Source organism: Rhodococcus sp. NPDC060084, from assembly GCF_042730335.1.
Classification (GTDB): Bacteria; Actinomycetota; Actinomycetes; order Mycobacteriales; family Mycobacteriaceae; genus Rhodococcus.
Map to the genome: position 1 here is coordinate 1 of NZ_JBHWWX010000012.1, position 26,235 is coordinate 26,235.

Genomic DNA, 26,235 nt, shown 5'->3' on the forward strand with positions numbered 1-26,235 from the left:
TAGCGCGCCGCCCTGTCACGGCGGAGGTCGCGGGTTCGAGTCCCGTCAGGGTCGCATCAGGCGAAGGCCCGGTATCTACGGATACCGGGCCTTCGCCTTGTCGTCGTCCGTCCCACTCGCATACCGCCGGACGGTCCGATCCGGTTCGTGCCGCTATCGTGACACGACGGAACTTGTTCTAGGGTGCTCTACGCGGCCCGACGGCCAGGTGTCCGTCCGGTCCACGTCCGTTCGAACCAACCCCGAGGTGGAATGTGCGCATAGCTCTGTTGTCGTACCGGAGCAAGCCGCACTGTGGGGGCCAAGGGGTCTACGTGCGGCATCTCAGCCGCGAACTCGTCGCGCAGGGTCACACGGTGGAGGTGTTTTCCGGTCAGCCCTATCCGGAACTCGATCCGGGGGTGACTCTCACCAAGGTCCCCAGTCTCGACCTCTATCGCGACGACGATCCGTTCCGTACGCCCCGTCCCGGTGAGTACCGCGATCTCATCGATGTCCTCGAGGTCGCGACGATGTGGACGGCGGGCTTCCCGGAACCCCGGACGTTCGGCCTGCGTGCTGCCCGGCTTCTGCGCACCCGGCTCGGCGACTTCGACGTCGTACACGACAACCAGTCGCTCGGATCGGGGCTGTTGAAGATCGCCGAGCACTTCCCGCTCGTCGCGACGATCCACCATCCGATCACCCGCGATCGCGAACTCGATCTTGCGTCGGCGAGCAGTTGGCGCCGGAAGCTCACCTTGCGCCGCTGGTACGGCTTTCTCCGCATGCAGGAGCGGGTGGCCCGGAAGATCGGCTCCCTGCTGACGGTGTCGGCGAACTCGGCCGACGACATCCGTGCGGCGTTCGGGATCGAGGCGGATCGGATCCACACGATCCCGCTCGGCGTGAACACGGAACTGTTCGCACCGCCGTCGACGCCCCGGGTCGCGGGCAGGATCGTGTGTGTCGCGAGCGCCGACGCTCCGCTCAAGGGAGTGCCGACGCTGCTCGAGGCCGTCGCGAAACTGCGAACCGAGCGCGAGGTCGAACTCGTCCTCGTCTCGAAACTGGCCCCGGGAGGGGCCACCGAGCGGCTCATCGACGCCCTTGCCATCGGTGACGTGGTGCGCACGGTCTCGGGAATCGAGGACGCCGAGCTGGCGGCACTGCTTGCATCTGCGGAAGTCGCGGCGGTTCCCTCACTCTACGAGGGCTTTTCGCTGCCGGCAGTGGAAGCGATGTCGTGTGGCACACCGCTGGTGGCGAGTCGCGCCGGAGCGATCCCCGAGGTGGTGGGTGACGCGGGCGTCCTCGTGGAGCCCGGAGACGCAGCACAACTGGCGGGAGCGCTGGCCGGACTGTTCGACGATCCCGGCGCACGGGAGCAGCTCGGAGCGAAGGCCCGCGCGAGAGTGCTCGACCGGTACAGCTGGGCCGCGGTGGCTGCACAGACCGCGAGCGTGTACGAGCAGGCGATCGCCGCACGTGAAGGAAGGACCAACTGATGTTGACCGTCGACTTCGACCGGCTGGGGATCGAGCCCGGGCAACGCGCCATCGATATCGGAGCAGGCGCCGGCCGGCACTCCTTCGAGTTGTATCGACGCGGCGTGGATGTGGTGGCGTTCGATCGCAGTGCCGACGACATGAAGGCGGTTGCCGACATGTTCGTTGCCATGGAACTCGAGGGCCAGGTCCCCGAGGGAACTCTCGCCCGCGCCGAGGTCGGTGACGCGCTCGCACTGCCGTACGAGGACGCGTCGTTCGACATCGTTCTGATCTCGGAGGTCCTCGAGCACGTGCCCGAGGACGAACGCGCCATCGCCGAGCTCGTGCGGGTGCTCAAGCCGGGCGGCGTCGCCGCGGTGACGGTGCCGCGCTGGTTCCCCGAGAAGGTGTGCTGGGCGCTGTCCGACGCGTACCACGAAGTCGAGGGCGGACACGTGCGCATCTACAAGGCAGACGAACTCGCGGCGAAGCTCACTGCCGCCGGTCTGAAGGTGTCGGGAACCGGGCACGCTCATGCCCTGCACGCTCCGTACTGGTGGCTCAAATGCGCTGTGGGCGTCGACAACAACGACAACCCGCTGACGAAGGCGTACCACCGGATGCTGGTGTGGGACCTGATGAAAGGTCCGTGGATCACGAGGACCGCCGAGAAGTTGCTCGATCCGGTCATCGGCAAGAGCGTGGTGTTCTACCTCCGCAAACCGGGTGCTTCCGGTGCCGCCCAGTGATACCAGCCTGCCGATGATTCCCTCCGTGCCGGGGGTGCTGTCCCAGGAACAGTGCCTCGCGACCGGGCGGGCCATCGCCCGGATGCAGGAGTCTTCCGGCGCGATTCCTTGGTTTCCGGGCGGCCACACCGATCCGTGGGATCACGTCGAGTCGGCGATGGCGCTGACCGTGACGGGCTTGCGCGACGAAGCGGATGCCGCTTTCCACTGGCTCCGGGACACGCAGCGGCCCGACGGGTCGTTGCCTGTCCGGTTCGATCGGGGAGTGGCCGACGGCGAGGACGTCGACAGCAACTTCACCGCCTACATCGCGGTGGGAGTGTGGCACCACCATCTGGTCACCGGCGACCGCAACTTCGTCGAACACATGTGGCCGACCGTCCGGCGAGCACTCGATCTCGTCGTCGACATGCAACTTCCGGACGGTTCGATCTCCTGGGCCCGCGGTGCGGGGGGCATGTTCGACGAAGCGCTGCTGACCGGGTGTTCGAGTATCCACCAGAGCCTGCAATGCGGAATGCGTCTCGCCGACTTCGTCGGCGACCCGCAGCCGGAATGGGAAGTGGCGTCGTTCCGGCTGGGACACACCGTGCGACGGCATCCCGAGGTGTTCACTCCCAAGCCGGAGTTCTCGATGGATTGGTACTACCCGATCCTCGGCGGTGCCGTCCGCGGACCCGACGCACACGAACGGATCCGGGAACGCTGGTCGGACTTCGTCGTCGACGGACTGGGAATTCGCTGCGTCGACCACCGTCCGTGGGTGACAGGCGCCGAGACCTGCGAACTGGTCCTCGCGCTGGACTGCCTGGGCGACAGCGCGCGTGCGCACGAATTGTTCGCTGCCATGCAGCATCTCCGTGATCCCGACGGCTCGTATTGGACCGGCCTCGTCTACAGCGACGGTAAACGCTGGCCGGTCGAGGTCAGTTCGTGGACCAGTGCGGCGGTGATCCTGGCTGCCGACGCACTGTCGCGGACGACACGGGGAAACGGGGTCTTCCGGGACGCGGCGGCACCCACGCACGTCGCGGGTGCCGACCGCTGCACGGAGAACTGCCCGGTCCTGGTCTGACGGCCGCCCCGCTGCTCTAGCGACCGGGTAGGACTCCGACGGTCCCTCCGGTGCGTTCGAGCACGCGCAGCGTTCCCGTCGCGGGCATCTCGGTGAATTCCCCGCTCTCCAAAGCGCGACAGTAGATTTCGTACGGCGGCCTGCCGCCGTCCTTCGGGTCGGGGAAGACGTCGTGGATGATCAATGCTCCACCGACCTCCACCCACGGTGACCATCCCTCGTAGTCGGCCTGGGCGGCGGCGCTGCTGTGTCCACCGTCGATGAAGACGAAGCGTGCGGGCGTGCGCCAGAATGCCGCCACCCGAGGCGAAGTGCCGATCACGGCCACGACGTGTGATTCGAGGTCCGCGTCGGCGAGTGTGTGCCGCAATCGTCCGGCAGTATCGATGCGGCCGGTATGGTCGTCGACCAGCGCGGGATCGTGGTACTCCCATCCGGGCTGGTGTTCCTCGGAACCACGATGGTGATCGATCGTGACGATCGTGCCCCCGGTCGATCGCGCCGCCGCGCCCAGGTAGACCGTCGACCGGCCACAATAGGTGCCGATCTCGACGCCGACCCCGTCGCCGAGGTAACGCAGAGCCACGTCGTGCAGCGCAGTTCCTTCGTCCTCCGGCATGAAACCCGGAGTGGCTTCGGCAAGTTCGACTACCTCACGGGGCAAGCTGGTGCGGGTCATCGGGGTCTCCGTCCGTTCGCGAACTGCGGTGTCCGGTGGGCAACCTTACCGAGACGCTGCCTCAGCCGGAGGTGTGGGCCGCCAGGGTGAGACTGTCGAGGTCGCGGATCGCGGTGCACGCCCGGGCGACCATCGTTGCGAACATCCGATCACCACGGTCGGTGCGAGTGCCGTACGCGCAGCCGAAGACAGCAACCAGAGGGCCTTGGAGCATCGCGAAACGGTAGTCGTCCCAGCAGTCCGTCAGGCTGTATTTCTCGACTCCGTGACCGAGCAGTGCCCGGTGGTAGGTCGCCACGAGGTCGCACTCGTGCTCCCGTCGCAATTCGGGGGTCAGGGAGGTGCTCACGAAATAGGCGAGGTCGCGGGCGGGAAGCCCGATTGTGAGTGTCTGCCAATCCACTGCGGTCACGCCCGTGTCCGGGACCGGGGGGAACAGGAGGTTGTCGAGCCTGTAATCGCCGTGCACGAGTGCGAACCGTTCCGGTCGTGCGCAGATCCACCGCTCCGTGACCTCGACGCAGTCGCGCAGTGTGGCGCGATCTCGACTCGAGACGTGTTCACCCAGATCGTGCGCGAACGTCTCCAGCGCCGGGCCGTAGAGTTCGGCGAGCACCTGCGCTTCGTCCTGGCCGGTCCGGCCGACCCACGACAGTTCCAGGAGGGTCGGGTCGCACCAGCGGGGCCCGTGCAGACCTGCGAGGTTGCGCACCGCGTCGTGCGCTTGCGCCGGGGTGCAGCCGGCGACCTGGTCGCCCTGCTGTGCGGGCGCGAGATCTTCGAGCAGCAGCGTGAAATCGCCGCCGTCGCCGAGTGCGGCGTAATAGCAGACCGGCACGCAGACCGACACCGAGTCTGCGATGTCCGTGTAGAACCGGACTTCGCCACGGTAGGCGCCGGCCAGCATGGCTCGTGTTCCAGGATCGGCCGCGGGAAGTTTTGCCACGATCGAGGCCGGTATCTCGTCGCCGGTGAGCGTGAGCCGCAGGCACCGGCCGATCTGGCCGGTACCGATCGGCTCGGACCGTACCGAGTGCACCGCGCTTCCGAGGGCAGCCCCCAATCGCTCCGGGGTCAGCTCGTCGACGTCGAGCATCAGGGCCGGGTCGGGCGGAGGCGAGATCATCGGGCGTTCCATCCGGGATTGGCGGGCAGCCGCGAGTGGTTCTCCGGCGTGCGTACTGTGCTCCATGCTGCCACCACGGGTGCGAGTTCCGCCGGGGTTGCGCCGTGCAGGATCACGCTGTCGGCGCCCGCATCGAACTGGTCCGCGATGCGCGCGGCGCAGTGTCCGGCGGTTCCGGTGGCGGAGGCAGCGATCCACTCCTCCGGCAGGAGGGCGCGGACGTGCCGCAGAACCGCGGGGCTGCCGGCCGCATCGAACGGTCCACGGTGATCGCGCACGACGGGATCGTCGCGGAACCGCCGGAGCACGCCGGGATCCCATCCGTTGGCTCGCACCAGGACGTCGCCGTATCCCTGCAGGTAGGTGGCGAGACGCCCGACCAGCATCCGCTGTTGCCGGTCTTCGGGGATCGAGTCCTCGACCGTTGCGAGAACCGACCAGACCCGCACTGCGGCGGGGTCTCGCCCGGCCGCCGCAGCCGCGTCGCGGATGATCTTCACGGCACGGGCGACGGCGGCGTCGGTGAAGAAGGTGTGCAGGACGACGCCGTCGGCGATTCGTCCGGCGAGGTCGAGGGTCCTGTCGCCGAGCGCGACCATGAGGATCGGAATACGGTCGGACCCTTCGGAGATCCGGCGTAGATACGGAAACGCTCCGGCGGGTCCGTCGTGCCCCGCGACCGCCTCGCCGTTCCAGAGCGCGCGCAGGATTTCGGTTGCATCTTCCAGCCCGGCGGACGTGACGCGCGGCAGGCCCATGAGGTCGAAGAGTGCATCGAATCCGCGTCCCAGGCCGAAGGCGTACCGGCCCCCGCTCAATCGGTGCAGGGTCGTCGCCATCGTCGCCGTGACGAGGGGATGCCGGGTGTGAGGATTCGTTGCGGCGGTGCCGATTCCGATCGTCTCGCTCACCGCCGCGGCCGCACCGGCGAGCGCCGCGGCGTCCTTGGTGTCGAATCGCTCGGACAGGAACACCGACCCGAGGCCGAGTTGTTCACCGTGACGAACCTCGTCGAGCAGGTCGCGAGGTTCGGGGGAGTGCCCGGCGAGGCCGTAGAACCCGAGTTCCGGGAACTCGGGGGTCGCAGCGGCCCTGCCGGTGGCGCTCACGACCGGTTCGATGCGCGCCGCTTGTGCAGCACGCTCCCGATCGTCGAATCCAGTTTGGTGCCCAGCGGCCACCCCACGTAATGGCAGAGGAACAGCGCGATTTCCTTGAGTTGCTCCTCGTCCAGTTCTTCGTTGTGCAGAGCCGCACCGATCTGGATCTCGGCGACATCGGTGAGTCCTTGCGCGGTGAGGGCGCCCAGGAGCAGCAGTCTGCGATCCCGGATGCTCAGTCCGGGCCGGGACCAGATGTCGGCGAAGAGGTGGTCTGCTGTCACCGCGAAGTGGTCTCCCGGACCGTCCTGCATCTCCCAGCCGTAGACCTTGGTCATCATCTCGAGTCCGCGGCGGCGGGTGTCGTCGGTCATGCGTGCTCCTCGCTGGCGTAGGAATGGGCGGCGCTGCCGGTACCGACACCGAGTCCGGACCCGAGCCCGGTCAATGCTCTTGTGGCGAGTGGCAATTCGACCCCGAGGCGCTCGCCGAGTTCGAGCGCGAGCGACAGGTCTTTTTCGCCGAGGTCGCGGACGTGCGAGAAGATCGGGTACCACGAATCACCCGTGTCGAGCTGGGAGGTGCTGTCGCGCCACATGATGGCTCCGGCGCCGCCGGTGATGGCATCGGTGTGGCGGACGACCTTGCCGAGCTCCGCGATATCGATCCCGGCTGCCTCCGCGAGCCGCGCAGCCTCGGTCGCGGCGGTGAAGGAGATGAAGTGCAGAAGATTGCGCGCCAGTTTCATGCGGGTGCCCGCTCCCACCGGACCGGCGTGGATCACGACCTCGGCGAAGTGCCCGAACGGTTCGGCAACCTTGGCGAACGCCTCGTCCGTCGCGCCGACCATCACGGCGAGCGTGCCGTTGCGGGCCCCGGGTGCACCACCGCTGACCGGCGCGTCGACGAGATCCACCCCGCGCTCGGCGCACTCGGCGGCGAGTTCGGTGGCGGTGGTATCGGAGATCGTCGAGTGCACCGCGATCACGGTTCCCGGTCGCGCGGTGGACAAGAGCCCGTTCCCGCCCGCGACGACCTCGCGTACCTGCGCGTCGTCGAGCACGGTCACCGAGATCAGATCACACGACGCACCGAGTTCTGCCGGGTCCGCCGCGGCGGTGGCCCCCGCGTCGACGAACGGTGCGACGGCCTCGGCGCGGGTGTCGAGGACGGTGAGCCCGCCGGGACGGCCGAGGAGACGCTGGGCCATCGGTGCGCCCATGTTGCCGAGGCCGACGTACCCGATCCTGATGTTCTCGGAAGTGTTCACGAGCGGATCACCTGTCCGCCGTCCACGTTGAAGATCTGGCCGGTCACCCAGCTCGCCTCGTCGGAGAGCAGGAACAGGCACATGCCGACGAGGTCGTCGGGGGTGCCCATTCGCTTGAGCGGCAGATGCTTGATCATGTCCGCGACCATCTTCGCGGGTGTGGTGCTGCGGGTCGCCTCGGTGTCGATGGGGCCCGGTGCGATCGCGTTGATACGGATGTTCGACCCGCCCAGTTCCACCGCGAGTTGCTGGGTCAGTCCGTTGATTCCGACTTTGGCGAGTCCGTAGAAGCCGGAGTACAACCATGCGGCGGTGGACGATTGGTTGACGATCGACCCGCCGTGGGCCGACATGTGCGGCCATACAGCGCGGGTGACGTTGAGGGCACCGTCGAGGTTCACGCTCATGAACTTCTTGTAGTAGTCCCAGGGCACGGTGAGCAGTAGGTCGAGTTTCATGCCGCCGTAGATGGCGGCGTTGTTGACCACATGGTCGATTCGGCCGTACTTCTCGACGGTCGAGGCCGCGAGTGCCTCGGTGGATACCGGGTCGGATACGTCGACCGGCACGAACGTCGCGTTGCCGCCGTCGGTGATGATCTGTTTGGCGACTTGCTCACCGAGTTCGGCTTCGAGATCGGCAACCACGACGTTCGCGCCTTCGGCCGCGAGCGCGCGGGCGTATGCCTCGCCGATGCCCTGTGCTGCACCGGTGACGATCGCCGTGCGGTCCGTGAATCTGGCCATGCTGTCGGTCCTTTCGATTCTGTGAGGGTGCGGCGATCAGCTCGCGGGCTCCGCGACCAACTTGGTTTCCAGGTATTCCTCGAAGCCGGCGACGCCCATCTCCCGGCCGATTCCGGAGTGCTTGTAGCCGCCGAACGGGGCATCGGCCGCGTACCAGATGCCGCCGTTGACGCCGAGGGTTCCGGTGCGCACCCCGGCGACGACACGGGCGATGCGCGCGGGATCCGTGCCGTATACCGCGCCCGACAGGCCGTAGGGGGAGTCGTTGGCGATGCGCACCGCGTCGTCGTCCCCGTCGTGGGGAATCACGACGAGCACGGGACCGAAGATCTCTTCCTGCGCCGTCCGGGATCGGTTGTCGAGACCGGAGATCAGAGTGGGTTCGACGAAGAACCCGCGTGCGTGTTCGGCCGGCCGGCCGCCTCCGACCACGATCGTGCCGCCTTCTTCGACAGCGAGCCGCAGGTAGCTTTCGACGCGGGCACGCTGGCGCTCGGAGATCAACGGTCCGCAGACGGTGCCGGGGTCGCGAGGGTCGCCCGGACGCAGGGTACGCATCGTTTTCGCCGTGGCGGCCACGGCCTCGTCGTACTTGTCGCGGGGGACGACGAGCCGGGTGGTGATGGCGCACCCCTGACCCGCGTGCGTGGACACGGTGAATGCGGCCATCGAGCAGGCGCTGCGCAGGTCTGCGTCGTCGAGCACGAGGAACGCCGATTTGCCGCCGAGTTCGAGGAACACCTTTTTGAGGGTGTCGGCGGCGGACCGCATCACGGATCGGCCGGTCGCGGTGGAACCTGTGAACGAGATCAGGTCGACGCGCGGGTCCTCGGTCAGTTGTGCGCCCAGGAGATGATCGCTCGAGGTCACGATGTTGAGCGTCCCGGGCGGAAAATCGGTTTCCTCGGCGAGGATCTTTCCGACCAGGGCTGCGCACCATGGGGTGTCGGGGGCGGGTTTGAGAACGACGGTGTTTCCCGCGGCTAGCGCGGGCCCGATCTTGGCGAAGTTGATCTGGTGCGGGAAGTTCCACGGTGTGATCGCACCGACCACGCCGGTGGCTTCTTTGAGCAGGTAGCGATGCGTGGGGATGCCCATGGGCGCGGCGTTGCCGAGATCCTGTTTCCAGGAATAGTTCTCGGCGAGATCCGCGAAAAAGAGCAGGTCGTCGACGGGACCTTCGAGATGGGCGGCCGAGGTGAGGAAGCGGGGAGCCCCGACCTCGGCGATGGTGATCTCGCGCAGTTCCTCGATGTGTCCGCGCAGCGCGTCGCGCAACTGCCGGAGGCACCGGGCACGGAACGCGTGGTCGCGCGACCAGTCGGTGTCGTCGAACGCGCGTCGTGCGGCCTCGATCGCGGCATCCATGTCGGCGGCGGTGGCGTCGGCGGCCTTTCCGAGCAGTTCTTCGGTGCTCGGGTCGAACACCTCGAAGGTGCCGCCGCTGCCGGGTACGAGCTTTCCGTCGATCAGGAGTGTGGAGCTGTCGGTGGGGCGAAGTGTCATCAGACGTTCCCTCGGTTCTGGACAGGTGTCTGGACTATAGTTCGGGCAGTTGTACGACGCAATGGCCGAAACGGGAGAACTTATGGGAGAGCCGAATTCGACCGGCCTGGCCGGCAAGGCTGTGATCGTGACCGGGTCGAGCCGGGGGATCGGCCGTGCCGTCGCCCAGCGGTTCGCGACGGAAGGGGCCGGGGTCGTGGTCAACGGCCGGGACCCCGGTGCGGTGGAGACGACCGTGGACGAGATGGTGGCAGCCGGGGCGCGGGCGGTCGGCGTGGCGGGATCTGCCGCCGAACCGGGGGTCGCGGAACGACTGCTCGACACCGCACTGGCCGAATTCGGGTCGGTGGCCGCGCTCGTCAACTGCGCCGGTACCGCGGAACCGGCCGGCTCGTCCATCCTCGGCATCGACGACCGTCAGTGGCACGACTTGATCGACGCACATCTCACGGGCACCTTCCGGACGTGCCGGGTCCTCGCTCCGTACTTCGTCGAACAAGGCGGCGGTGCGATCGTCAACACGGGGTCGTTCGCATTTCTGGGCGACTACGGCGGAACGGGATACCCCGCGGGAAAAGGCGCGGTGAACAGCTTGACCCTGGCGATCGCGGCCGAACTGCGCGAGTACGGCGTGCGCGCCAACGTCGTGTGCCCGGGAGCACGCACACGGTTGTCCACGGGAGACGACTACGCGCGGCACCTCACGCGGCTGCACGAGCGGGGCCTGCTCGACGACGTGGCGTACGAGGCGTCCCGCAATCCGGCTCCGCCCGAGTACGTGGCACCCCTCTACGTGTTTCTCGCGAGTGCGCTGTCCTCGTCGACGGGCGGGATCTTCGCCGGGTCCGGGTGTTTCGTCGGGCGGTTCGGCAAGCAGGCGCCGGACCTGCTCGCCTGGCGCGACCACGAGACGTCTCCGCCGTGGACGCCGGAGGAGATCGCCGGGTTCGTCTGATCCGGGGTTCGTCCGTACTGCCGGCGCCGCGGCGCGCGGATCAGAACACGGGCAGGCCGAGGCGGCGCCGCAGTCGCATGTCGAGCAGGTAGGCCTGCCACGGCAGTCGCCACACCCACGGTGTCCACCGATGCATCGTGCGGAGGTTCGCCAGATAGCGATCGAATCTGCGCTGGTCCGCAAGGGTCCACTCGTAGTGCATGACGTCCCGGAACTCCGGTGGGAGTGCTCCACGGGTGACGAACTCGAAGGAACGACCGAACACGCGGTGGATGACCCGGCCGAGGCGTCCCAGCCGTACTTCGAGGAAACTGAGTTCCGCCAGGTGGGTGAGATAGGTGCGGACGTCGTCGTTCATCGAGATGCTGTCCACGCCTGCGCGCCAGAGTTCGTCGTACTCCTCCCGCGTGGTGGGCCAGGACTCCGGGCGAACGTTGAGGGTGGTGCCGAGACTCGCGCCGTCGCGCAGTACGCGCCGGAATTCGTCCTCGCTCAGCGGCCCGTGCAGCAATTCGTATTGGTCCACGAAGTACGTGAGCAGGCACACCGCGACCCACAACTGCAGCACGGGAGAGTTGGCGCTGTACGCAACGGGGGCTCCCGGAGCGGACGTGACCTGGGAGTGGATGCGGCGCACGGCTTCCCGGACATACGCACGATCGTCGTCGTTGCCGAAGACCGCGACCGCCAGATATGCGCCGGTGGTCCGGGCGCGTTTCACCGGATGCAGGTCGGCTCGACCGGAGTCCACCGCGCTGTCGACGACACCCTGACCAACCCCCGGCAGAGCCAACTGCATGATCACGTTCGCCACGTTGATCGTGCCGCCGAGCGGTGACACCAGATCTCCGAGGGAGCGGATGGTTGCCATGGGACCCTCCCTCCGACAACGGCCGTATTCAGCCTACGGTTCGCTCAGCCCGTGTGCGTGCCCGTGGCGGGAACTCCTGCCAGAACGCCCCGCACCACGGTGTCGTAGATCTGGTCGAGGTCCAGTTCGTCACCGAGGAATCCGCTCCCCTCGAGCGTGGCGAAGCCGTGCAGCGCTGCGAACATGCTGATGGCGACCTCGAGCGATTCGGTGGCCGGGACTCCGCACGAGGACAGCATGGTCCGCAGCGCGACATTCGCGTCGAGTGCGGCGCCGACGAGCGCGTCGCGGTCGACCGGTGCGGCGGTCAGGGCGCCGTACAGTCGGGCATGCTCGACGGCCCATGCCCGGTGGGCATCGATCAGGGCACGCAGGCCGGCGAGTCCGCTCCGGCCCATCGCCACCTCACGCAGGTGGAGGCCCAGATCGGTCATGGCGCGGACCTGGACGGCGGACCGCACGTCGTCGAGATTGCGCACGTGGTTGTACAGCGAGGCCGCGACGATGCCCAGGCGAGCCGACAGGGTGCTCATCGTGAGTTGCTCCCAGCCCAGTTCCTCGACGATGTCGAGCGCTGTGGCGACAACTTTCTCGCGCGTGAGGGTGCGCCGCCGGACGGGCCGGGAATTGTCGCGTGCCATGAACTTAGTCTAAGGGTCTTCCGCATCAAACGAAGATCTGTAGTTTAAGTGCGACACACATTCGTATATCCGGACGAGGGTAAGGGCATGACCACCTCCCGCATCGATCTCAAGAACCCCGATCTCTACCTCGAGGGGATTCCCCACGCGTACTTCTCCGAACTCCGCCGCGTCTGCCCGGTGCCGCGGCAGCCGGAAGAGGGGGGTGCCGGTTTCTGGGCCGTCACCCGGCACGCCGACGTCGTCGCTGTCTCCCGCGACAGCAGCACGTTCTCGTCGGCATTGGGAACCACCCAGGTCGACGACTTCGACGAGGAAACGCGCCTCAAGCAGGCCGCGATGCTCCTCAATCTCGATCCCCCGGACCACACCCGCCTGCGGCAACTGGTCAGTCGTGGCTTCACGCCGCGGATGGTCAAGACGCTCGAGGCGCACATCCGAGAGGTGTGCGACCGGATCGTCGACGAGGTCGTCGAAGCCGGACGGGACGGTGCCGTCGTCGACTTCGTGCCGACGGTGGCGGCGCCGCTGCCGCTCGAGGTGATCGCCGAGTTGCTCGGGGCACCCACCGAGGATGTCGGCAAACTCTACGAGTGGTCGAACCGGATGATCGGCTGGGACGACCCCGAATACGGGAGCACGCAGGAGGACGGTGAGCTCGCCGCAGCAGAGGTCTTCCTGTACGCCAACGAGATTGCCGCCCGACGGCGAGCGGAGCCACGCGACGACATCGTCTCCGCGCTCGTTCGTCCCGACGAGAACGGCGACACGCTGTCCGAGGTGGAGTTCGACATGTTCTTCGTGCTCCTCGTGATCGCGGGCAACGAGACCACCCGCAACGCGATCACCGGCGGTATGCAGGCCTTCATCGACCATCCCGAGCAATGGCGCAGACTCCAGGACCGGCCCGAGTTGATCGACAGCGCGGTGGAGGAGATCCTGCGCTGGGTGACTCCCGTAGTGGCGTTCCGTCGCACCCCCACCTGTCCGGCGTCGATCGGTGGCCAGGCGGTGGAGCGCGGCGACAAGGTGGTCGTGTACTACCCCAGTGCGAACCGCGACGAGGACGTGTTCGAGAACGCGCAGGTCTTCGATATCGGCCGGGAACACAACCCGCACGTCGCCTTCGGTGGCAGCGGGGTCCATTTCTGTGTCGGAGCGCATCTCGCCCGTCTGGAACTGCGGGTGATGTTCGAGACGCTCGCGACGCGCCTCGACCGTGTCGAATCCGCAGGGCCGGTGCGACGGCTGAGGTCCAACTTCATCAACGGGGTCAAGGCCATGCCCGTGCGGATCCACCCGCGCGGGTGACGAATTCGGTGCGTACCGCCCAGTATCGGCATTGCCGGACCCGACCTGCCGTAGTAATGTCCAGACACGTGTCCAGAAATGTGAATCTCGAATCGACTCGCCGCCGTCTGACCGAGAGGCAGGCCGATACCGTGCAGCGCCTCACGCAGGCCGCGGTCGAGGTGTTGCGCGAAGAGGGATTCGCAGGACTGACGGTCCGGATGGTTGCCTCCCGTGCGGGTGTCGCACCGGCGACCGCCTACACGTACTTCTCGTCGAAAGAGCATCTCGTCGCCGAGGTGTTCTGGCGGCGGCTCGCCACGGAGGCGGCCGTCGAGCCGGCGCCGGGGCAGGCCGACGGGAACCGAGCCGACCGGGTGTCGGCAGTGCTCCGGGGGATCGCGCTGCTGATGGCCGGCGAACCGGAACTGGCGGCCGCGGTGACCAGCGCGCTGCTCGGCCAGGATCCGGACGTCGAGCATCTGCGGGCACGAATCGGTCTCGAGATCCGGGAGCGGCTCTCCGCCGCGCTCGGACCCGGCGCCGACCCCGACGAACTCGAAGCACTCGAACTGCTCTACGCCGGTGCCCTCGTGCGCGCCGGTATGGGTTACGGCACGTACGAAAAGCTCGCCGACAGGTTGGAAGTCTCAGCCCGACTTTTACTGGAGTGATCCATGATTCAGGCCTCCCTGGAGTCCTCATCGCTCGACCCGCCGACCTTCAACCCGTACGACTACTCGTTCCACGAGGACCCGTACCCCACCTACCGCCGGCTGCGCGAGGAAGCGCCGCTGTACTACAACCCCGACCTGGAATTTTGGGCGTTGTCTCGCCACGCCGACGTGGTTGCGGCGTTCCGTGACGGCACCCGGCTCTCGAGTGCCAACGGCGTCTCGCTGGATCCGTCGGCTTACGGGCCCAACGCCCACAAGGTGATGTCCTTTCTCGCGATGGACGACCCGCGACACATGCGGATGCGCCAGTTGGTCTCGAAGGGCTTCACGCCGCGCCGTGTGGCGGATCTCGAAGGCCGGATACTCGAACTCACCCTCGAATACCTCGAACCCGCTTTGGGGGCAGGGGAGTTCGACTGGATCTCCGAGGTCGCCGGCAAGCTGCCGATGGACGTGATCTCCGAACTCATGGGCGTTCCCAAGTCCGATCGCGCCGAGATCCGCAGGCTCGCCGACCTCGTCGTGCACCGCGAGGAGGGCGTTCTCGACGTCCCCGTCGCCGCCATGGACGCGTCCTTGAATCTCGTCGGCTACTACGCACAGATGATCACCGAGCGCCGCGCGAAGGAAACCTCCGATCTGACCTCGGCTCTGCTTGGTGCGGAGATCGACGGCGACCGGTTGTCGGACGACGAGATCATCGGATTCATGTTCCTGATGGTGGTCGCGGGCAACGAGACCACCACGAAATTGCTCGGCAACGCCATGTTCTGGGGCGCGCACAACAAGACGGAAGTGCGACGGGTTTTGTCCGAACCCGACCGGGCTCCGGAGTGGGTCGAGGAGACTTTGCGGTACGACACGTCGAGCCAACTCGTCGCGCGCACCGCCGCAGAGGACATCGACCTGCACGGCTCCACCATCGGCGCCGGTGACAAGGTGCTCCTGCTCATCGGGTCCGCCAATCGCGACTCGGAGGTGTTCGACGATGCCGACACGTTCCGGATCGGCCGGAGCAGTTCCCAGAAGATCGCGAGTTTCGGAGGGGGCGTGCACTTCTGCCTCGGCGCGCACCTCGCCCGCCTGGAGGCGAACATCGCGCTCGGACAGTTCGCGCGCCGGGTCGCCGACTACGAGGTCGACTTCGACCGCTGCGAGCGTGTGCACTCCACCAACGTCCGAGGCTTCGCCGCCCTGCCCATGAAGGTCACCGATCGACATGCCTAGATTCGAACCCCACCCCTCTCGGCGCCCCGCGATCGTCACCGGAGCGTCCTCCGGTATCGGCACCGCCACCGCGTACGCCCTCGCCGAACTCGGGCATCCTGTCGCTCTCGGTGCTCGCCGCGTCGACGAGTGCGAGGCCGTCGCGGAGAAGATCCGCGGCGAAGGAGGCGAAGCCTTCGCCCATCGGCTCGACGTGTCCTCGACCGAGTCGGTGGACGAGTTCGTCGCCGCGGCCGAGAACGCACTCGGCCCCACCGAGATCGTCGTGTCCGGTGCCGGCGACATGGATTTCTCGCTTGCCCACGAGATGGACCCCGACCGATTCGCCTTCCAGGTCAGCGTGCACCTCATGGGCACTCAGCGGCTCGCCCACCGGGTGATACCTGGCATGATCGAACGCCGGCGCGGTGATTTCGTCGTGATCGGGTCCGACTGCGCCGACGTGGCACGTCCGTGGATGGGCGCCTACGTCGCGGCCAAGACCGGTCTCGAAGCGCTCGCGCGGGAGATGCGCATGGAACTCGAGGGCACCGGAGTGCGCGCGTCGGTGGTGCGTCCCGGACCCACGCAGACCGCGGCCGGAATGACGGCACCCGCGGAAATCCTCGAACCGCTGCTGAACGACTGGACCAAATGGGGGCTCGCCCGGCACCCGTACTTCCTCCGGGCGTCGGACATCGCGGACGCGGCCGTGGCGGTCGTCTCGGCACCGCGTGGCGCCCACATCGTGCTCATCGAAGTTCAGCCCGAGGCCCCACTGAAGAAGGATTCCTGATGACCACGATCGTCGAACCCACACGGGTGTCCGGTGGCGAGCACGAGCACGGCCACCTCGAAGAATTGCGGACCGACCCGATCGCCCTCATGCGGCGCGTTCGTGACGAGTGCGGAAACGTGGGCGTCTTCCAGCTCGCCGACAAGAAAGTCGTGCTGCTCTCCGGAGCCGAAGCGAACGAGTTCTTCTTCCGTGCCGCGGACGAGGAACTCGACCAGCAGGCCGCCTATCCGTTCATGAAGCCGGTCTTCGGTGAGGGCGTCGTGTTCGATGCCAGTCCCGAGCGGCGCAAGGAGATGCTGCACAACTCGGCGCTGCGCGGTGAACAGATGAAGGGCCACGCGGCGACCATCGACCGAGAAGTACAGGACATGATCGCCGGCTGGGGCGACGAAGGCGAGATCGACCTGCTCGAGTTCTTCGCCGAGCTGACGATCTACACCTCGTCCGCCTGCCTGATCGGCAAGAAGTTCCGCGACCAGCTCGACGACCGCTTCGCCCACCTCTATCACGACCTCGAAAAGGGTACCGACGCTCTCGCTTTCGTCGACCCGTATGCACCCATCGAGAGTTTCCGGCGGCGTGACGAAGCACGACGTGGCCTCGTCGCCCTCGTGCAGGACATCATGACCGGCCGTATCGCGAACCCGCCGAAGGGGAAAGAGGATCGCGACATGCTCGATGTCCTCGTCTCGATCAAGGACGACGAAGGGCACGAGCGGTTCAGCGCCGACGAGATCACCGGCATCTTCATCTCGATGATGTTCGCCGGACACCACACCACGTCGGGCACGGCCGCGTGGGCGCTGATCGAACTGCTGCGGCATCCCGAGTACCTGGAGCAGGTGACCGACGAACTGGACACGCTCTACGCCGACGGTGCCGATGTGAGTTTCCACGCGCTCCGCCAGATCCCGGTGCTCGAAGCGGTCCTCAAGGAGACCCTGCGGTTGCATCCGCCCCTGATTCTGCTGCTCCGCGTGGCATGTGACGACTTCGAAGTGGCCGGATACAAGATCCGGGAGGGAGATCTCGTGGGTGCGACGCCCGCGGTGTCGAACCGCATCGCCGAGGACTTTCCCGATCCGGATGCGTTCGATCCCGGCCGGTACATCGATCCCAACCAGGAAGACATCGTCAACAGGTGGACGTGGATTCCGTTCGGTGCCGGCCGGCACCGCTGCGTCGGCGCGGCTTTCGCGCTCATGCAGCTCAAAGCGATCTTCTCGGTTCTGCTGCGCGACTTCGAATTCGAGCTTGCGCAACCGTCCGACACCTACCGCAACGACCACTCCAAGATGGTGGTGCAGCTCGCGCAACCGTGCGCGGTCCGGTACCGCCGCCGTGACCGGGACTGAGGTGTCCGCCGTGAGAGTCGAAGCAGATCTCGATCTCTGCCAGGGACATGCCATGTGCGCGATGGAGGCGCCCGACGTGTTCGCCGTCGCAAAACACGGCGAGGTGGAGATACTCCGAAACCCTGTGCCCGAGGAGTTGCGCAGCGACACCGAGGCCGCCGTGAAGTACTGCCCGACCCAAGCACTTCGCATCGTCGAAGACTGAGACCCAGGAGACCGACCCATGGCTACGTTCGATCGTGCCGAGCTCGACGAGATGATCGCCCGCTGGACCGACGCCAACAAGCGCGCCGAGGCCGAGGGCGACTGGAAGCCGTTGGCGGACATGTATACCGAGGACGCGACCTACGGCTGGAATTACGGACCGAAGCAGGAGTTCATGGCGGTCGGCCGCGACGAGATCCGCGACATCGCGCTCGGACAGGAGATGGAGGGACTCGAAGGGTGGCAGTACCCCTATCAGCAGTTCGTCGTCGACGAGCGGTCCGGGGACGTCATCGGTTTCTGGAAGCAGACCGCGGACGAGACCCGCGACAACGGTGAGCCCTACACGGTGCAGGGCATCGGGGGCAGCTGGTTCCGTTACGGCGGAAACTTCCAGTGGTCCTGGCAGCGCGACTTCTTCGACTTCGGCAACGTCTCCCATCTGTTCCTCGAGATGATCACCGACAACAAACTGTCGGACGGGATGAGCAAGCGGATCGAACGGTCCACCTCGAAGACTCCGCTGCCCGGCTGGTACCGCGTCGGACAGTCTCCGGTTCCGCTGTGGTGAGCCCGGCGCGCACGGGGGGATCGTTTGCGGCGCTCTTGCGCGCCGACCTGGCCGTGCTGGTACCCGAACTGCTGCTGTGCGGACAACTCATCGACCGCTCGGGCATGGCGCACCTCATCTCGGCCTTCGGCCGTGAGGGAATGGCAGAAGTCGCGATCGAGGAATGGCAGGCGGCGTCGCCCTGGTACACCCGGCGGATGCAGCGCGCCCTGAACTACGAGGGCGACGACGTCGCCACCATCTTCAAGGGCCTGCAACTCGACATCGGCGCACCGCCGCAGTTCATGGACTTCCGGTACCGCGTCGACGACCGCAACCACGGCGAGTTCCAGCTCGATCACTGTGGCGCACTCATGGACGTCGAACCGCTCGGCGACGCGTACGTCACGGCCATGTGCCACGACATCGAGGACCCGACGTTCGACGCGACCGCGCTCGCCACCAATCCGTACGCGCAGGTGCGGCCCATCCACCGGCCGCCGCGGGTTCCCGAGGACCGGCACCCGCACTGCGCGTGGACGGTCACCATCGATCCGTCGCACGTGCCGCCGAAGATGGAACCGCACACCGAAGCACTCGGGCGCACCGCGGCCGTGGCCGCCGAGCTGAGTCCGATCGACGGCGACGGCGAAGGGAACCACGACTATTCGGGTCCGCTCCTGTCGGACCTGCGGTTCGCGGACTTCTCGAAATCTGCGCTGGTGCGGATCGCCGAAGAGGTATGCCTGCAACAGCACATGCTCACGCTGGGATTTCTCATGGGCGTGCGCAAGCGCACCGACGAAGCGTCCGCGCTCGATCTCGCCCGCAAACAGCTCACCGGGATTGCGGGCATCGCGTCGGAGCGGATCCATCGGGCGCTGGGAACGCCGCAGTCGTTCGCAGGACTCGCGGCCGTCCTCGACGTTCATCCCGTGTTGTCGCCCTACCACTATGTCGAACGCACCGTCGAGCACGACTCGCACGGTCTGACCTTGCACATCCACCGGCGGGGTGGGGCGCACGTGGACGGGGCGTGGCCGACACTGGTCGACTCCGATCACCTGGGTGCTCTCGATGCGCTCGTGCGTGGCGTGGACGCACACTTCTCCGTTCGGGTGGAATCGGAAACCGAGGACTCCCTCGTCGTCGGTGTCGTGCGTGAGGACACGCCCGCGAAGGAATGCGGCGAGGTGGCCATCACGCGCTTCAGTTCCGGCACCGATTTCGTGTTCGCCGACCGCGGGATTCCGCTACCGCTCACCGTTCTCTGACGTTCCGGCTCTGCCAGGCTTTCCGCTCTTCACGATCGAACCCCTTTCGTTCAGGAGATCATGTGGACACCGCTCTGTCGCGTCGTACTTTTCTGGGGACCGCTGCTGCCGCGGCAGTGGCCTTGACGGTGGTGGCGGTTCCCCGCGCCCGGGCGGAGGTCACCGAGGAACGCCATCGCGCGGTGGTGATCGGAAGCGGTTTCGGCGGCGCGATCACCGCGATGCACCTCGGGCGTGCGGGGGTGGAGACGGTTGTGCTCGAGCGTGGGATCCGTTGGCCCACAGGCCCGAATGCGGAAACGTTCCCGCGCATGTTCGCGCCCGACCGGCGTGCGTCCTGGCTGTCACCGATGCCGGTGATGACCGGTGCCCCCCCGATTCCGTCGGAGCCGTACACCGGCCTGATGGAACGGGTGCGCGGCAACGGAATCGATATCCTGTGCGGCGCGGGCGTCGGCGGCAGTTCGCTCGCCTACCACGGGATGACGCTGCAACCGGACGGTGCACGGTTCGCGGCGTCCGTGTCGCCGAGCCTCGACTACGACCTCCTCGACCGGGAGTACTACCCGCGGGTCGCGCGGATGCTGCGCGTCGCGGAGATCCCCGACGACCTGCTCGCACACCCTCGCTACCGGTCGTCGCGGGAATTCCTCGACCGGGCCGCGCGCGAGGGATTCGACACGTTCCGGGTGCCGATGTCCATCGACTGGGATTTCGCGCGTCGCGAACTCACGGGTGAACTGAAACCGTCCTACACGACCGGTGACGTCATCTACGGCGTGAACAACGGTGGGAAGTTCTCGGTGGATGTGACCTATCTGGCCGCGGCCGAGAACACCGGCAACGTGTCGGTTGCGCCGCTGCATCGCGTCACCGACATCGAGGGGGCACCGAACGGAACGTGGATCACGCATGTCGACCGGATCCACACCGACGGAACGATTCTCGAACGCAAAAGGCTCCTGTCGGAGGCGGTATTCCTCGGTGCGGGATCGGCCGGCACGACCCGGTTGCTGATGAAGGCCCACGTGAAGAACCTCGTCCCGGACCTGCCGGACGAGGTGGGAACGGGGTGGGGCAACAACGGCGACCGCGTGTTCTCGGTGACCACGCCGCTGTCGAGTCCGGGGGAGTTCCAGGGTGGGCCGGCGTGCGTCGGGATGAAGGACTATTCCGATCCCGCCGGCGCGCTGATGATCGTGACCGGACCGGTGCCGTGGCCGGCCGACATCGGCACCACATCGGTGATCGGGCTGGGGGTCGTGCGCGGGCTCGGGCGATGGCAGTACGACGCCGCCACCGACGACGCTGTGCTGCACTGGGATCAGAAATTCGACCGTGAGCTGACCCGGGCCATCGAAACGCGTATCCGGCGTATCGCCGGTCCTGCCGCACTCGTGGTCGACATCAATGCGGTGGACGTCAACACGTTCCATCCGCTCGGGGGAGCGCCGATGGGTCCGGTGTGCGACGAGGTAGGTCGCGTGCTCGGGCAGCGCGGGTTGTACGTGGTGGACGGGGCGAAGATCCCGGGCTCGACCGGTGCGTGCAATCCGTCCATGACGATCGCCGCGCTCGCGGAGTACGGTGCGGACGAGATCGTCCGCCGCGATGCCGGTGTGGTGTTCTGAGCCCGGGACCGGGCGGGATCCGGTTCAGCCCTTGGCCGCGGAGACGCCCGCCCGTCGACCGAAGAAACTGCCGTCGCCGAGCGACGTTCCGCTCGCATATCCCCAGGCGCAGACCCCGGATGTGCAACGGCCCGCCGCGAACAGGCCGGGGATCGGTTCGCCGGAGACGTGGAGAACCTCGGAGTCGACGGTCGTGCGCAGGCCACCGAGAGTGAATCCGGCGGTGCAGTTGCGCAGGTCGATCGCGGCGATCGGCGAACCGATCGGAACACACCATTCGCTCTTCTTGCCGAGGACGGGATCGGTCCCGGTCTCCGCGTGCCGGTTGTAGACCTCGACGGTTGCCTGCAGTGTTCCCGCCGGCAATCCCATATCGGATTCGAGTTCTTCGACCGTCTCGGCGACCCATTTCGGCCGGAAACGGAAGAAGGGCGTGGAACTGGTTGCGGCACATCCCTCTTCGTATGCGGCCTCGTCGATGACGAGGAACGCCTGATTGTCGTTCTTGAGCAGGGTCAACTGCCCGATGCGGCCGGGGTAGGTGTCCTCGGGCACGTACCGGTTCCCGCGGCCGTTGACGAGAATGCCGCGCGCCATCAACTGGGGATCCCCGAAGAATGCGACCTCGGTGGCATCCATGTGGGCGAGGTCGGCACCGAGCGCCTGTGCCATCCGGATCGCACGACCGTCGTGTTCCTCGATCGCCGCACCCGGACGCCCCTCCAGTTGGGGCGCATACGCCGAGATCATCTCTTTGTTGTAGGCGAAACTCCCGGTCGCGAGGACGACGCCGCGACGTGCCCGGACATAGACCTCGTTGCCGTACTGCTTGGCGGCGATGCCGACGACCCGGCCGTCCTCGTCGACGATCAGACGCTGCACCCGGACGTCGTATTCGGCTCGGACCCCGAGGCTCTCGGCGACCTGCGACAGCGGTTGCATGAGCATGAATCCGCCGCCCTTCTCGCCGGTGCGCTTGTCCGCCATCTGGGGGACGTGGCCGCGGGGAGCGGGAGTCGCGATGTCGTTGAAGGGCGCGGCGTTCTCGCCGCCGGAGTACATCAGGCCGTCGTCGCCCGGGATCTCCCAGCCGGGCTCACCCCAGAAGCTCTCTTTGAACACCACGCCGTTGTCGACGAGCCAGTCGTAGTGCTCGACGCTGCCCTCGCAGTATTCGGAGATCTTCGCTTCGTCTGCTCCCGGTCCGAGCGCTGCGAGCATGAAGGTCTTCATGTTCTCGGGGGTGTCCTCGAACCCGAGCGCTTTCTGGAGACCCGTCCCACCGCCCAGGTAGATGATGCCCCCGGACAACGATGCGGCCCCGCCCCAGCCGCCGGTGCGTTCGAGAACCAGTACCTCGGCGCCGGTGCGCGCGGCCTCGACGGCCGCGGACACTCCGGCGATGCCGTATCCGGCGATCACCACGTCGGCCTCGTGGTGCCAGGTGGTGATCCGGTCGGCGTGGAGGGGATGCAAGTCGGTGCTCAATGTGGGTCCCGTTCTGGTGCGGTGGATCAGTGGTCGAGTTTGCCGGCGAGCCGGTCGATGTAGGCGACGACTTCGTCCTCCGTGCGATCGGGGAGTCCGAAGATGACCTCGTTCACGCCCGCGTCGCTCCACCGGCTCAGTTGCTCGGTATCGGGGCGTCCGGCGAGCGCGACGACCGTCGGAGTCCCGGTGCGACCGGCGTCGGCCCACATCTTGTGGAGCCGGTGCACGTTGTCCACGGTGTCTCGCTCGGTGGGGGTGGTGATCCAGCCGTCGGCCGAGCGCACGATCCATGCGAAGTTCCGCTCGGTCGCGCCCGCGCCGATGAGCACGGGGGGCCGGGGCTGCTGTACCGGCTTGGGCCACGCCCAGCTCGGGCCGAAGGAGACGAAGGTGCCGTCGTAGGACGCTTCCTCCTGGGTCCACAGTGCCTGCATCGCCTCGAGGTACTCCCGCAGGGCGGTGCGACGCTTACCGGGGGGAACCCCGTGGTCTGCGAGTTCTTCGGCGTTCCAGCCGAAGCCGGCCCCCAGGATCACTCGTCCGCCGGAGAGGTGATCGAGCGTGGCGATCGTCTTCGCCAGGGTGATCGGGTCGTGTTCGAGCGGTAAGGCGACGGACGTACCCAAGCTGATCGTGGAGGTCACGGCGGCTGCGAGACCGAGCGAGACCCACGGGTCGAGGGTGCGCATGTACCGGTCGTCGGGCAGCGTCTCGTCGCCGGTCCCCGGGTGCGCGGATTCGCGCCGCACCGGGATGTGGGTGTGTTCGGGAACGTAGAAGCTGTCGAACCCGCGACTCTCCGCGGCTGTCGCGGCGACATCGGGTCGGATTCCCCGGTCGCTGGTGAACAGGGTGATTCCGTGGCGCACTGCGGCCCCTCTCGTCGGATGACGAAGAAAATGTAACGCGTTCTACCTCTGGAGGGAAGGGGTTTCCGGACACCTGTCTAGATGAGGCGCCGGAAGGCTGGTCGTGAAGGCCGCATCGGTGCCTGAACTATCCTCGAACAGGGATGAACGGAAGGTGACGTGATGGCGGACGACCCGACTACGGAGGTTGCGCACACGAGACAGCGGGCTTTTTCGACACCGGGCGCAGATCTGAGGCCCGCTCAGCGAGCCCGCTACATGCGCATCATCGGGTCGGCGAAGGAGCTTGCGTCCGAGGGCGGGTACGAGGCCGTGCAGATGCGTTCGGTAGCCGACCGCTCCGGCGTGGCTCTCGGCACGGTGTACCGCTACTTCCCGTCGAAGAACCATCTGCTGGTGGTTGCGCTGGTGCTCGAGTTCGAAGGGGCTGCCCGGCGCTTTGCCGAGGCGGAGCTTCCCGGCGAAACCCCGCACGACCGGATCATGGTGGTGTTCCGGGCATCGGTCGCGCAACTCGAGGAGAATCCGCGCCTGTACGACGCTCTGGTGCGAGCCACCATGTTCGCCGATGCGTCGTCGGCCCCCGAACTCGACCACCTCGGATATGTCCTCACCGATCTGTTCGCCCGCGCTGCCGGAATCGACGCCGTCACCGAAGAGGTTCTCAACGCGGTGCACATCATCGCCGACGTGTGGATGTCCACCCTCGTGAGCTGGGCTGCCGGGCGGCAGAGCACGCGCGAGGTGCTCGCGCACACCGATACCGCGGTGACATTGGTGTTCGACCGCCTCGAGCGGTTGCAGCGCGCCGGCTGACCTGCCGGCCGGCGCGACGCGCACTCCGCCGCGAACGAGACGGCGCTCATGACCTCATGGGTACGCAGCGGGGGCGGCGCTCCTGTTCGAAGCGCCGCCCCCGCTGCCGGCCGACTGTGTCCCTTTATCTGCCGGGAATCACTCGGGTTCGTCGGGATGGTTGTGCAGGTGCACGATGCTGAGGATGAGACCGCCCCAGAGCGTGACCAGGGCGAAGATCATGAGGGCGATGGCGGATGTGCTCACTTCGTACCTCCGGTGGTGGTGCTGTCGGGATCCGTGGTGCCGGCCGAGACGGTCACGTCGGAGGTGGGAATCTCGCCACCGGCGTCGTATCCGAGGTCGATGCTCTTGCGCCACGGGACGAACGAGAGTGCGACGGCGGCCACGATCACCACTGCCTGGACGCCCCACCCGAACACCAGGACGAGGTCGTCGGGCAGTCCGCCGTAGCCCTCGCTCAGCCGATCACGGATCTCGCTGAACAGCATGTATCCCAGCACTACGGGTGTGACGCCGCCGGTGAACACCAGCCAGGCCCGGCCGACCTTGAACGACGACACCGAATTGAGATGGTCTCGCAGGTCGGGCAGGCGCCGCAGAATCCACGCGATCACGATGAGCGCCACGAAGGCGACACCCACGATGCCGAACTGGTTGGCGAAGCGGTCGACGACGTCGAGCGTGTTGAGTCCCGTGGTGGTCGGGAACAGCAGCAGCGAGACGATTGCCGACACGCCACCGATCGTGAGGACGGCGGGAACGCGTCCGAGGCCGGTCTTGTCCTCGAACGCCGAGACGGCGACCTGGATGATGCTGATCAGGGAGGTGAAACCGGCGAACACGAGGGATCCGAAGAAGAGAACGCCGAAGATCGGGCCGCCCGGCATCTCGGAGACGATGGTCGGGAACGCGATGAACGCCAGTCCGATACCTCCGGCGACGACCTCGTCGACTCCCACCCCCTGTGCCTGGGCCATGAAGCCCAGCGCGGAGAACACGCCGATACCGGCCAGGACCTCGAAACTCGAGTTCGAGAAGCCGACGACCAGGCCCGAACCGGTCAGGTTGGTCTTGCGCTTCAGGTACGACGAGTAGGTGATCATGATGCCGAACGCGACGGAGAGCGAGAAGAAGATCTGCGCGTACGCCGCGATCCAGACGCTCGTATCGGTCAGCGCGGACCAGTTCGGCGTGAAGAAGGCGTCGAGGCCGATGGTGGCGCCCTCGAGGGTGAGCGACCGCACGACGAGCGCACCGAACAGGAGCACCAGCAACGGGACGAAGAACCGGTTGGCGTTGCCGATACCGCGCTGCACGCCGAGCGCGAGAACACCGAGCGTGAGGATCCAGACGGCCAGCAGAGGCCACGCGACACCCGGGACGAAGCTCATCCCGAACGAGGAATCACCGTCGACCTGCAGGAACGTTTCGAGGAAGAACCCTTCCGCGTCATCGCCCCACGCTTCGCTGAGCGAGAAGAACGTGTAACGCGCCGCCCAGGCGATGATGACGGCGTAGTACACACCGATCACGAAGCACACCAGCACCTGCCACCAGCCGAGGAACTCGGCGCCGCGGCTGAGCCTGCGGAAGGCCAGCGGCGGCGATCCCCGGAACTTGTGCCCGATCGCGTAGTCGACGAACAGGAGCGGAAGGCCCGCGGTGAGGAGAGCGACCAGATACGGGATCAGGAACGCGCCGCCACCGTTCTCGTACGCGATGTACGGGAAACGCCAGATGTTGCCCAGACCGACGGCGGAACCGATCGCGGCCATGATGAACACTGAGCGCCCGGACCAGACCTCCCGTTTCTTGGCGACCTGTTGCTGTGCCACGAACGACGTCCCTCCACTCGACGGAATGGGGTCACACTGGTGCGTGGC

The 26,235-nt window shown here is 66.9% G+C and carries 27 protein-coding genes; 14 read left to right on the top strand and 13 right to left on the bottom strand.

Annotation, left to right across the window (positions count from 1 at the left end):
• The first annotated feature begins 254 nt into the window (after positions 1–254).
• Genes ACFWBU_RS09175 through ACFWBU_RS09185 form a run of 3 tightly spaced genes read left to right on the top strand, consistent with a single transcriptional unit; the run spans position 255 to position 3,293 of the window.
• Positions 255–1,487: a glycosyltransferase family 4 protein gene (locus ACFWBU_RS09175; RefSeq protein WP_296551362.1), complete on the top strand. Its 1,233-nt coding sequence runs from the start codon at positions 255–257 to the stop codon at positions 1,485–1,487.
• Positions 1,487–2,218 carry a class I SAM-dependent methyltransferase gene (locus ACFWBU_RS09180; protein WP_169621259.1) on the top strand — a complete coding sequence of 244 codons (732 nt, stop codon included), beginning with the start codon at positions 1,487–1,489 and terminating at the stop codon, positions 2,216–2,218. The genes ACFWBU_RS09175 and ACFWBU_RS09180 overlap by 1 nt, the downstream gene beginning before the upstream one ends.
• A 13-nt stretch (positions 2,219–2,231) precedes the next feature.
• On the top strand, positions 2,232–3,293 hold the full coding sequence (locus ACFWBU_RS09185; RefSeq protein WP_169621258.1) for a prenyltransferase: 1,062 nt from the start codon (positions 2,232–2,234) through the stop codon (positions 3,291–3,293).
• Between the two features lie 16 nt (positions 3,294–3,309).
• Here ACFWBU_RS09185 and ACFWBU_RS09190 read toward each other — a convergent pair whose 3' ends face one another.
• The 7 genes from ACFWBU_RS09190 to ACFWBU_RS09220 all read right to left on the bottom strand — a co-directional run bounded on the left by ACFWBU_RS09190 (position 3,310) and on the right by ACFWBU_RS09220 (position 9,720).
• Complete coding sequence (locus tag ACFWBU_RS09190) at positions 3,310–3,972, bottom strand: class I SAM-dependent methyltransferase (RefSeq protein ID WP_169621257.1); 663 nt, start codon at positions 3,970–3,972, stop codon at positions 3,310–3,312.
• Between the two features lie 61 nt (positions 3,973–4,033).
• The gene (locus ACFWBU_RS09195) at positions 4,034–5,098 is read right to left on the bottom strand and encodes a phosphotransferase (protein WP_169621256.1); all 1,065 of its coding nucleotides are present in this window, start codon (positions 5,096–5,098) and stop codon (positions 4,034–4,036) included.
• Entirely contained in the window at positions 5,095–6,207 is a 1,113-nt protein-coding gene (locus ACFWBU_RS09200; protein WP_378528095.1) for a TIGR03857 family LLM class F420-dependent oxidoreductase, read from the bottom strand. Before ACFWBU_RS09200 ends, ACFWBU_RS09195 begins: the two co-directional genes overlap by 4 nt.
• Positions 6,204–6,572 (bottom strand): carboxymuconolactone decarboxylase family protein, encoded by a 369-nt coding sequence (locus ACFWBU_RS09205; RefSeq protein ID WP_169621254.1) that lies wholly within the window; start codon positions 6,570–6,572, stop codon positions 6,204–6,206. Before ACFWBU_RS09205 ends, ACFWBU_RS09200 begins: the two co-directional genes overlap by 4 nt.
• Positions 6,569–7,468, bottom strand: a complete 900-nt coding sequence (locus tag ACFWBU_RS09210) for an NAD(P)-dependent oxidoreductase (RefSeq protein ID WP_296551372.1) — start codon at positions 7,466–7,468, stop codon at positions 6,569–6,571. Before ACFWBU_RS09210 ends, ACFWBU_RS09205 begins: the two co-directional genes overlap by 4 nt.
• Positions 7,465–8,214, bottom strand: coding sequence for an SDR family oxidoreductase (locus ACFWBU_RS09215; protein ID WP_169621252.1), 750 nt, complete (start codon positions 8,212–8,214; stop codon positions 7,465–7,467). The genes ACFWBU_RS09210 and ACFWBU_RS09215 overlap by 4 nt, the downstream gene beginning before the upstream one ends.
• A gap of 36 nt (positions 8,215–8,250) precedes the next feature.
• Entirely contained in the window at positions 8,251–9,720 is a 1,470-nt protein-coding gene (locus ACFWBU_RS09220; RefSeq protein ID WP_169621251.1) for an aldehyde dehydrogenase, read from the bottom strand.
• 82 nt (positions 9,721–9,802) lie between these two features.
• Between ACFWBU_RS09220 and ACFWBU_RS09225 the strand changes: the two genes are divergently transcribed.
• On the top strand, positions 9,803–10,675 hold the full coding sequence (locus ACFWBU_RS09225) for an SDR family NAD(P)-dependent oxidoreductase (protein WP_169651935.1): 873 nt from the start codon (positions 9,803–9,805) through the stop codon (positions 10,673–10,675).
• A 40-nt stretch (positions 10,676–10,715) separates the two neighbouring features.
• Here the strand turns inward: ACFWBU_RS09225 and ACFWBU_RS09230 are convergent, their stop codons facing one another.
• Positions 10,716–11,546, bottom strand: a complete 831-nt coding sequence (locus ACFWBU_RS09230) for an oxygenase MpaB family protein (RefSeq protein ID WP_169651934.1) — start codon at positions 11,544–11,546, stop codon at positions 10,716–10,718.
• Positions 11,547–11,590: 44 nt separating this feature from the next.
• The gene (locus ACFWBU_RS09235) at positions 11,591–12,187 is read right to left on the bottom strand and encodes a TetR/AcrR family transcriptional regulator (protein WP_169651933.1); all 597 of its coding nucleotides are present in this window, start codon (positions 12,185–12,187) and stop codon (positions 11,591–11,593) included.
• Between the two features lie 87 nt (positions 12,188–12,274).
• On the opposite strand from ACFWBU_RS09235, the gene ACFWBU_RS09240 reads away from it, so the two are divergent.
• The 9 genes from ACFWBU_RS09240 (at position 12,275) to ACFWBU_RS09280 (ending at position 21,173) form a co-directional block, all read left to right on the top strand.
• A complete protein-coding gene (locus ACFWBU_RS09240; RefSeq protein WP_169651932.1) occupies positions 12,275–13,498 on the top strand; it encodes a cytochrome P450 in 1,224 nt (407 codons plus the stop codon).
• A gap of 80 nt (positions 13,499–13,578) precedes the next feature.
• Positions 13,579–14,151: a TetR/AcrR family transcriptional regulator gene (locus ACFWBU_RS09245; protein ID WP_169621414.1), complete on the top strand. Its 573-nt coding sequence runs from the start codon at positions 13,579–13,581 to the stop codon at positions 14,149–14,151.
• A gap of 3 nt (positions 14,152–14,154) precedes the next feature.
• Positions 14,155–15,381, top strand: a complete 1,227-nt coding sequence (locus ACFWBU_RS09250; protein WP_206036964.1) for a cytochrome P450 — start codon at positions 14,155–14,157, stop codon at positions 15,379–15,381.
• Positions 15,374–16,156, top strand: a complete 783-nt coding sequence (locus ACFWBU_RS09255; protein ID WP_169651931.1) for an SDR family oxidoreductase — start codon at positions 15,374–15,376, stop codon at positions 16,154–16,156. Before ACFWBU_RS09250 ends, ACFWBU_RS09255 begins: the two co-directional genes overlap by 8 nt.
• Positions 16,156–17,514: a cytochrome P450 gene (locus tag ACFWBU_RS09260; protein WP_169621245.1), complete on the top strand. Its 1,359-nt coding sequence runs from the start codon at positions 16,156–16,158 to the stop codon at positions 17,512–17,514. The genes ACFWBU_RS09255 and ACFWBU_RS09260 overlap by 1 nt, the downstream gene beginning before the upstream one ends.
• A gap of 10 nt (positions 17,515–17,524) precedes the next feature.
• Positions 17,525–17,719: a ferredoxin gene (locus tag ACFWBU_RS09265; RefSeq protein ID WP_169621244.1), complete on the top strand. Its 195-nt coding sequence runs from the start codon at positions 17,525–17,527 to the stop codon at positions 17,717–17,719.
• Positions 17,720–17,737: 18 nt separating this feature from the next.
• A complete protein-coding gene (locus ACFWBU_RS09270) occupies positions 17,738–18,289 on the top strand; it encodes a nuclear transport factor 2 family protein (protein WP_169621243.1) in 552 nt (183 codons plus the stop codon).
• Positions 18,283–19,542: a hypothetical protein gene (locus ACFWBU_RS09275; RefSeq protein ID WP_378528096.1), complete on the top strand. Its 1,260-nt coding sequence runs from the start codon at positions 18,283–18,285 to the stop codon at positions 19,540–19,542. The genes ACFWBU_RS09270 and ACFWBU_RS09275 overlap by 7 nt, the downstream gene beginning before the upstream one ends.
• 62 nt (positions 19,543–19,604) lie before the next feature.
• Positions 19,605–21,173, top strand: a complete 1,569-nt coding sequence (locus ACFWBU_RS09280; RefSeq protein WP_378528097.1) for a GMC oxidoreductase — start codon at positions 19,605–19,607, stop codon at positions 21,171–21,173.
• A 24-nt stretch (positions 21,174–21,197) separates the two neighbouring features.
• On the opposite strand, the gene ACFWBU_RS09285 is transcribed toward ACFWBU_RS09280, so the two are convergent.
• Together ACFWBU_RS09285 and ACFWBU_RS09290 are read right to left on the bottom strand one after the other, a co-directional pair.
• Positions 21,198–22,661: an FAD-dependent oxidoreductase gene (locus ACFWBU_RS09285; RefSeq protein WP_378528098.1), complete on the bottom strand. Its 1,464-nt coding sequence runs from the start codon at positions 22,659–22,661 to the stop codon at positions 21,198–21,200.
• Between the two features lie 26 nt (positions 22,662–22,687).
• Positions 22,688–23,533 carry an LLM class F420-dependent oxidoreductase gene (locus ACFWBU_RS09290; RefSeq protein WP_169621239.1) on the bottom strand — a complete coding sequence of 282 codons (846 nt, stop codon included), beginning with the start codon at positions 23,531–23,533 and terminating at the stop codon, positions 22,688–22,690.
• A gap of 162 nt (positions 23,534–23,695) precedes the next feature.
• Between ACFWBU_RS09290 and ACFWBU_RS09295 the strand changes: the two genes are divergently transcribed.
• The gene (locus ACFWBU_RS09295) at positions 23,696–24,349 is read left to right on the top strand and encodes a TetR family transcriptional regulator (RefSeq protein WP_378528099.1); all 654 of its coding nucleotides are present in this window, start codon (positions 23,696–23,698) and stop codon (positions 24,347–24,349) included.
• A gap of 138 nt (positions 24,350–24,487) precedes the next feature.
• Here the strand turns inward: ACFWBU_RS09295 and ACFWBU_RS09300 are convergent, their stop codons facing one another.
• Together ACFWBU_RS09300 and ACFWBU_RS09305 are read right to left on the bottom strand one after the other, a co-directional pair.
• A complete protein-coding gene (locus ACFWBU_RS09300; protein ID WP_169621237.1) occupies positions 24,488–24,595 on the bottom strand; it encodes a methionine/alanine import family NSS transporter small subunit in 108 nt (35 codons plus the stop codon).
• On the bottom strand, positions 24,592–26,187 hold the full coding sequence (locus tag ACFWBU_RS09305; RefSeq protein WP_378528100.1) for a sodium-dependent transporter: 1,596 nt from the start codon (positions 26,185–26,187) through the stop codon (positions 24,592–24,594). The genes ACFWBU_RS09300 and ACFWBU_RS09305 overlap by 4 nt, the downstream gene beginning before the upstream one ends.
• Positions 26,188–26,235 lie beyond the last annotated feature (48 nt).